This window comes from Pseudonocardia sp. NPDC049154 (assembly GCF_040648315.1).
Taxonomy (GTDB): Bacteria; Actinomycetota; Actinomycetes; order Mycobacteriales; family Pseudonocardiaceae; genus Pseudonocardia.
Map to the genome: position 1 here is coordinate 1 of NZ_JBEZDN010000223.1, position 6,170 is coordinate 6,170.

Here is a 6,170-nt window from a genome sequence, read left to right on the forward strand (position 1 = left end):
CACCGGCCCGGGCGGGACGCTCGCGGCGCCGGGACCGTTCCCGGGCCCGCCCGCCCCGATGGGCGCCGTCCCGGTGGGCGGCGCCCCGCTCAACGGCAGGGCTCCGCGCTTCCGGGTGCTCCAGCGCATCGGTGCCGGCGGCTTCGGCCGGGTCTGGCTGGCCCACGACGCCAAGCTCGGCCGCACCGTCGCGCTCAAGTCGGCGCACGCACCCGACGGTGAGACCGAGGAGCGGATCCGTCGCGAGGCGGCCGCGCTCGCGGCCGTCCGGCATCCGCAGTGCGTCCAGATCCACGACCTGGTGCACGCGAAGTCCGATCCCGGCCTGTCCCAGCTCGAGGGGCTGGTCATCGTGATGGAGTACGTCGAGGGCGTGCCGCTCTCGCGGCTGGTGCAGGAGCGCGGACCGGTCGACGACGTGTCCGCCGCCCGGATCTGGAGCGGCGTCGCCGGCGCCCTCGACGCGGCCCACCGCCGCGGGGTGCTGCACCGCGACCTCAAGCCGGGCAACGTGATCGTCGACGCCGCCGGACATCCGCACCTGATCGACTTCGGCATCGCCCGCCGGACCGGGGACTCCACGCTGACCATGACCGGCTTCGTGCTGGGCACCCCGGACTACCTCGCCCCCGAGGTCGCGGCGGGACAGAAGGCCACCACGCGCTCGGACGTCTGGCAGCTGGCGGCCACGGTGTCGTTCGCCCTCACCGGCTACCCGCCGCGCGGCGGGCACGCCGACGCGATCTCCGGGCTGCGGGCCGCCGCCGTCGGGGCCAAGCTCACCCACCTGCCCCGGCGCACCGCGCACCTCTCGCTGCTCAAGCAGGCCCTGCGCACCGACCCGGACCGCCGGCCGGACCTGGTCACCACCCAGCGGTCGCTCGACGAGTGGCTGCGCCGGGCGGGCGTGCCGGTCGCCGGCCCGGTGGGAGCGGGCACCGCCCGGCCGTGACGGCCGTGCCCGCCGGGCCGGGCACCCGCCCGGTCCGGGACCGGATCGTGGGCGTCGACGCGGCGCGCGGGGTCGCGCTGCTCGGCATGATGGCCACGCACGTCCTGCCGCTGCACACAGCGACCGGGGAGACGATCACCGGCGCGGTCGCGGCCGGCCGGGCCTCCGCGTTGTTCGCGCTGCTCCTCGGGGTGGGGATCGCGCTCGGCACCGGCGGTCACCTCGGCCTGCGGCCGCCGGATCCCCCGGGCCCGTCCCTCGGCCGGCTGCACCTCGCCGCCGCGGCGGGCCTCGCCGTGCGGGCGGTGCTGGTGGCGCTGCTCGGGCTCGTGCTCGTGGAGCTCCGGCCGCCGGTCGCGGTCATCCTCGCCTACTACGGCCTGCTCATCCTGCTCGCGATCCCGCTGCTGCGGCTGCGGGCCGGGGTGCTCGCGGCCGGCGCCGTCGTCGCGTGCGGTGCCACGCCCGTCCTGAGCGTGCTGCTGCGCGAAGGGCTGCCGCCCGGTCCCGGCGCCCAGGTCGGGCTGTCGTCGCTCGGCGAGCCCGGGGGCGCGCTCGGCACCCTGCTGGTGACCGGCTACTACCCGGTGCTGACCTGGTCGACCTACCTGCTCGCCGGGCTGGCCGTGGGGCGGCTCGACCTGCGCCGCGCCCGGACGGCGTGGTGGCTGCTGGGCGGGGGCGCCGCGCTCGCGGTCGTGGCGACGGTCGCGTCGGCCGTCCTGCTGGCGGCCGGCGGGGCCGAGGCGATCACCGCGGCGTCGAGCGCCGACGCCCTGCGCGTACAGCGCTACGGCACCGTTCCCGTCGACACCTGGTGGTGGCTCGCCGCCGAGGCCCCCCACTCCGGCACCCCGTTGGACCTCGCCCAGACGACCGGCGGCGCGGTCGCCGTGCTGGGCGCGGCTCTCCTGGTCGCGGGGCGCGTCCCGACGCTCGTCGTGCCGCTCGCGGCGATCGGGGCGGTGCCGCTCACGTTGTACGCCCTGCACGTCGCGTCGCTCGCGATCCTCGGCAACACCGGGGTCGCGACGCTGCTCTGGCACGTCGGCTGGTGCCTGGTGATCGGGCTGGTCGCCCGCGCGCTGCGGATCCGCGGCCCGGCCGAGGCGGTGGTGTCCGCGGTCTCCCGCGCCGCCCGCCGGGCCGTGCTCCGGTCGGCGGGCTGACGGCCACCCGGCGGGTCCCGGAGGGGCCGTTCGGCCCAGAAAGATCGTTCCGCGGCGCAACCCCTCGGCCGTCCCGCCCGTCCCCCTGACAAGAGCCGGTCCCTCCCGGCTCCCGCCGGACCGGGGGTCCGGCGTCGGGGAAGGGGAGCACATGTCGATCACGACCACGCGCCGGCTCGCCGCGGTCGGCCTCGCAGCCGCCACGCTCCTGCTCGCCGGCTGCTCCGGCGGCACGGACGAGGTCAACGGGGGCGCACCGGCTGCGAGCGGCGCACCGACCTCCGCGCCGGCAACACCGCCCGCCAGCACCACGGACGCGGCCGCCACGAGCCCGGCTGGCGGGGAGCCGCTCGCCCCGCCCAACTGCCCCACGGCCTCGCTGCGGATCACCCTGGGGGCCGGCGACGCCGGCGCGGGCTCCAGCTACCGCCCGCTGGTCTTCACCAACACCGGTGGGACCACCTGCCAGCTCCGCGGGTTCCCGGGCGTCTCCTACGTGACCGGCGACGACGGGCACCAGGTCGGGCCCGCCGCGGCGATGTCCGGGGAGCGGGGCGGCGAGGTGCGACTGGGGCCCGACGGGTCGGCGGCGGCGCAGCTCCAGCTCGTGAACGTCCAGAACTTCGACGCCGCCACCTGCCGGCCGACGCCGGTGCGGGGCCTGCGGGTCTACCCGCCGGGGAACACCCAGTCCGCCTTCGTGCCGTTCGAGACGACCGGGTGTGCGGCCGAGCAGCTGCCGGGGAACCAGCTGAGCGTGCAGACGATGACCGCTGGATAGATCCGCGCAGGAGAACGGGGCACCGAGCGTGCTGGGATGATCGGCGTGAGCGAACTCCTGCTGCTGTCGAACTCCACGAACCACGGCGCGCCGACGCTCGCGCACGCCCCGCTCGCAGAGTTCTACGCGGGCCGCGAGGTGCGCTTCGTGCCGTACGCCCTTTCCGACCACGCGGGCTACGCCGAGGCGATCGGTGCCGCCTTCGCCCGGGCCGGGCTGCGGCTGCGCAGCGTGCACGCCGAGCCCGACCCGGCCGCGGCCCTGCGCACCGCCGAGGCGGTGTGGGTGGGCGGCGGCAACACGTTCCGGCTGCTCCGGGCCCTGCAGCGGCTCGACGGTCTCGCCGCGATCCGCGCGGCCGTCGCCGACGGGGCCCGGTACGGCGGCGCGAGCGCCGGTACCAACCTGGCCTGCCCGACGATCCGCACCACCAACGACATGCCGATCGTCGAGCCCGCCGGGTTCGCCGCGCTCGGTCTCGTCGGTTTCCAGGTGAACCCGCACTACCTCGACCCGGTACCGGGGTCGGCCCACATGGGCGAGACGCGGGAGGAGCGGATCCGGGAGTTCCTCGAGGAGAACGCCGTGCCCGTCGTCGGGCTCCGCGAGGGCGGGTGGCTCCGGGTGTCCGACGGGGCGGTGACGCTGCACGGGTCGGCGCGGGTGTTCCGCCGCGGCGCGGAACCGGAGGAGTGCGGGACGGGGCCGCTCAGCCCGTGACCCGGGGGGCGGCACGCCCGACCGCGAGCCGCAGGCCGACCTCCACCAGCGCCCATCCGACCCGTCGACGCAGCGGGGACGGTGCGACCGGGCGCCGGCGCGCGATGCGGCGCAGCCGCGCGACCTCGGCGGCGCGGAGCAGGTCCGCGTGCCGTTCCCGGACGAGTCCCTCGGCGACGATCGGGTGCAGGACGGGGCCGGTCATACCGGATGTTGGTACTCGCCGGTCGATGGCGGGGCGATCGGTTTTCGCCCCGGGCGAGCACTGTTCGCGCTGGGCGTGCCGACGCGCGACGCCCGGTCCGCGGCGGGGCGGACCGGGCGTCGGGGGCGGGGGAGCGGCGGGTCGTCAGGCCCAGCGGACCACGTCGGAGTGCTCGAGGCGCGGCAGCCGCGGGAACCAGGCGTCGGGGCCGGGGTGGCCGAGGTTGACGACCAGCAGGACCTTCTCGCGGCCGCCCGGGTAGAACTCGGCGGTCACGGCGTCGTGGTCGAAGCCGGCCATCGGGCCGGTGGCCAGCCCGTGGGCGCGGGCGGCGAGCAGGAAGTAGCCGATCTGCAGGGTGGAGTTGAAGCGGGCCATGTCCTCGCGGCCCTCGCGGCCGGAGGCCTCGAAGGCGTCCTTCATCTCGGCGCGCGCCGGGAAGGTCTGCGGCACGAACTCGTGGAAGTCGAGGTCCGCGGCCAGGATCGCCACGACCGGGGCCTTCCGGGACTTCGCCCGGTTGCCCTCGGCGAGCAGCGGGAGCAGCCGCTGCTTGCCCTCCTCGCTGCGCACGAAGGTCACGCGCAGGGGCTGGGTGTTGGCGGCCGTCGGCGGCCACTTCGCCAGCTCCCAGACCGCGCGGAGGGTCTCGTCGGAGACGGGCTCCGGGGAGAAGGTGTTGGCCGTCCGGGCCTCGGTGAAGAGCGCTGCGCGGCCCGCGTCGTCGAGGACGGGGAGGGTCACGGGGCTGTCAGTCACTGTCGTCACGAAATGGTCAAACGCTCAACACTCCACGGTGTTCCGATCCGGCCCGGTGGCCTCGGTCACGCATGATCACGAGGCGACGGGACGGGATCGGCCCGGGGGGTCGTGCTCCGGTAGTCTCGCCGGCGTGCACGTGACCCGGGAGTCCGCCCCGCCCGCGGCCGTGCGCTGCCGCGATGCGGTCGACGAGGCGCTCGGCTCCGTCCGCGCCGAGGGTCTGGAGCCCAGTAGCACGGGGCTGTCGTTGTGCGAGGCCATCGCCCGCGGCGAGCTGGACCCCGAGCAGGCCGTCGCGCGGCTGACCGCGCACTACCGCCCGCACCGCCCGGCTTGAGCTGGGATCCCTACCTCGATCTCCGCAGCGGCGTCCTCCGCAACCGGCTCGGCCTGACCGATCCCGTCGCGCTCGCCGCCGCCGAGGCCGACTTCACCGCGGCCCGGCTGGCCGGGCTGGAGCTGCGGCCCGTGCCCGGCGGCTACGACCTCGCCCATCTGCAGGCCTTCCACTGGCACGTCTTCGCCGACGTCTATCCGTGGGCCGGGCAGCTGCGCACGGTCGCGCTCGGCAAGGGCCGGCTCTTCTGCCCGCCCGCCGAGCTCGAGGACCGGGCGGCCGCCCTCTTCGACGCACTCGCCCGGGACGGGCACCTGCGCGGCCGCGCCCGCGCGGACTTCGTCGCCGGGCTGGCCGGGCTCCTCGCCGGGATCAACGAGCTGCACCCGTTCCGGGAGGGCAACGGGCGCGCCCAGCGGGCCTTCCTCGCCCAGCTCGCCCGCGACGCCGGCCACCGGATCCGGTGGGCCGCACTCGACCGCGGGGAGAACGTCCGGGCGTCGGTCGCCGCGCACGCCGGGGATCCGGAACCCCTGCGCCGGATGCTCGACCGACTGGTCGTGGGCCGGACCTGACCCGTTGGCGGGCGGCCCGCGTCAGGCTAGCCTGACAGCGTGGCCGTGGATCCGTGGCGGGAGGCCCGGGAGGCGCTCGACCGCCTCGCCGGCAGGCGGGCCCGTGCCGGGGCGCTCGACGCCCTCTCCGACATCGGGTCCCTGCGCCGCCTGCTCGACAGGGCGGAACTGGAGGCCGTGCGGGACGCCCGGGCCGGCCGGCGGTCGTGGGCGGAGATCGCGACACGGCTCGGCATCACCCGGCAGTCGGCCTGGGAGCGCTGGCGGGAGCTCGACGAGGAGGACCCCGATCCGCTGCGGCGCGCCGCCGACGAGGCCGCCCGGGACCTCGCCGCCCGCCCCGTGACGGTGCCCGACGTCGTCGGGATGACCTGGGACGCCGCCCGGCTGCGGCTGCAGGAGGAGCGCCTGGACATCGTGAGCGCCGATCCCGAGCTGCTGCCCTTCCTCGGGCCCGAGGCGGCGGACTTCCGGGTGGGGGACCAGAAGCCGGCGGCCGGCGAGCGGGTGGCGGCGCACACGGCCGTGACGGTGTGGCTGCGCCGCGGACCCGGTTCGGCCGGGGTGACCGCGCCGTTGCGGCCGCCGCCGGAGGAGGGCGCCGAGAACCCGGTGCTCGCCGAGCAGGTCACCGCCGCGTGGCCCGCGGACCCGCTCGGCTCCCGCGCC

General features: G+C 76.9%; 9 protein-coding genes. 7 read left to right on the plus strand and 2 right to left on the minus strand.

Annotated elements, in window-relative coordinates; genetic code table 11:
• The 4 genes from AB0B41_RS42430 to pepE form a co-directional block, all read left to right on the plus strand.
• Positions 1 to 952: serine/threonine-protein kinase (locus tag AB0B41_RS42430; protein ID WP_358212809.1), on the plus strand; the 952-nt coding region annotated here is incomplete at its 5' end.
• A complete protein-coding gene (locus AB0B41_RS42435; protein WP_358212811.1) occupies positions 949 to 2,121 on the plus strand; it encodes a heparan-alpha-glucosaminide N-acetyltransferase domain-containing protein in 1,173 nt (390 codons plus the stop codon). The genes AB0B41_RS42430 and AB0B41_RS42435, both read left to right, overlap by 4 nt.
• 151 nt (positions 2,122 to 2,272) lie before the next feature.
• Entirely contained in the window at positions 2,273 to 2,902 is a 630-nt protein-coding gene (locus AB0B41_RS42440) for a DUF4232 domain-containing protein (RefSeq protein WP_358212812.1), read from the plus strand.
• A gap of 36 nt (positions 2,903 to 2,938) precedes the next feature.
• Positions 2,939 to 3,622: a dipeptidase PepE gene (pepE, locus tag AB0B41_RS42445; RefSeq protein ID WP_358212814.1), complete on the plus strand. Its 684-nt coding sequence runs from the start codon at positions 2,939 to 2,941 to the stop codon at positions 3,620 to 3,622.
• Here pepE and AB0B41_RS42450 read toward each other — a convergent pair.
• Together AB0B41_RS42450 and AB0B41_RS42455 are read right to left on the minus strand one after the other, a co-directional pair.
• Positions 3,612 to 3,827 (minus strand): hypothetical protein, encoded by a 216-nt coding sequence (locus tag AB0B41_RS42450; RefSeq protein WP_358212816.1) that lies wholly within the window; start codon positions 3,825 to 3,827, stop codon positions 3,612 to 3,614. The two genes, pepE and AB0B41_RS42450, sit on opposite strands and share 11 nt — an antisense overlap.
• Positions 3,828 to 3,971: 144 nt before the next feature.
• Entirely contained in the window at positions 3,972 to 4,586 is a 615-nt protein-coding gene (locus AB0B41_RS42455; protein ID WP_358212818.1) for a malonic semialdehyde reductase, read from the minus strand.
• Between the two features lie 133 nt (positions 4,587 to 4,719).
• On the opposite strand from AB0B41_RS42455, the gene AB0B41_RS42460 reads away from it, so the two are divergent.
• The 3 genes from AB0B41_RS42460 to AB0B41_RS42470 all read left to right on the plus strand — a co-directional run.
• Positions 4,720 to 4,926 (plus strand): antitoxin VbhA family protein, encoded by a 207-nt coding sequence (locus AB0B41_RS42460; protein WP_358212820.1) that lies wholly within the window; start codon positions 4,720 to 4,722, stop codon positions 4,924 to 4,926.
• On the plus strand, positions 4,923 to 5,501 hold the full coding sequence (locus tag AB0B41_RS42465; RefSeq protein WP_358212821.1) for a Fic family protein: 579 nt from the start codon (positions 4,923 to 4,925) through the stop codon (positions 5,499 to 5,501). The genes AB0B41_RS42460 and AB0B41_RS42465 overlap by 4 nt, the downstream gene beginning before the upstream one ends.
• Positions 5,502 to 5,540: 39 nt before the next feature.
• A partial coding sequence (locus AB0B41_RS42470; protein WP_358212823.1) for a PASTA domain-containing protein occupies positions 5,541 to 6,170 on the plus strand: 630 nt, incomplete at its 3' end.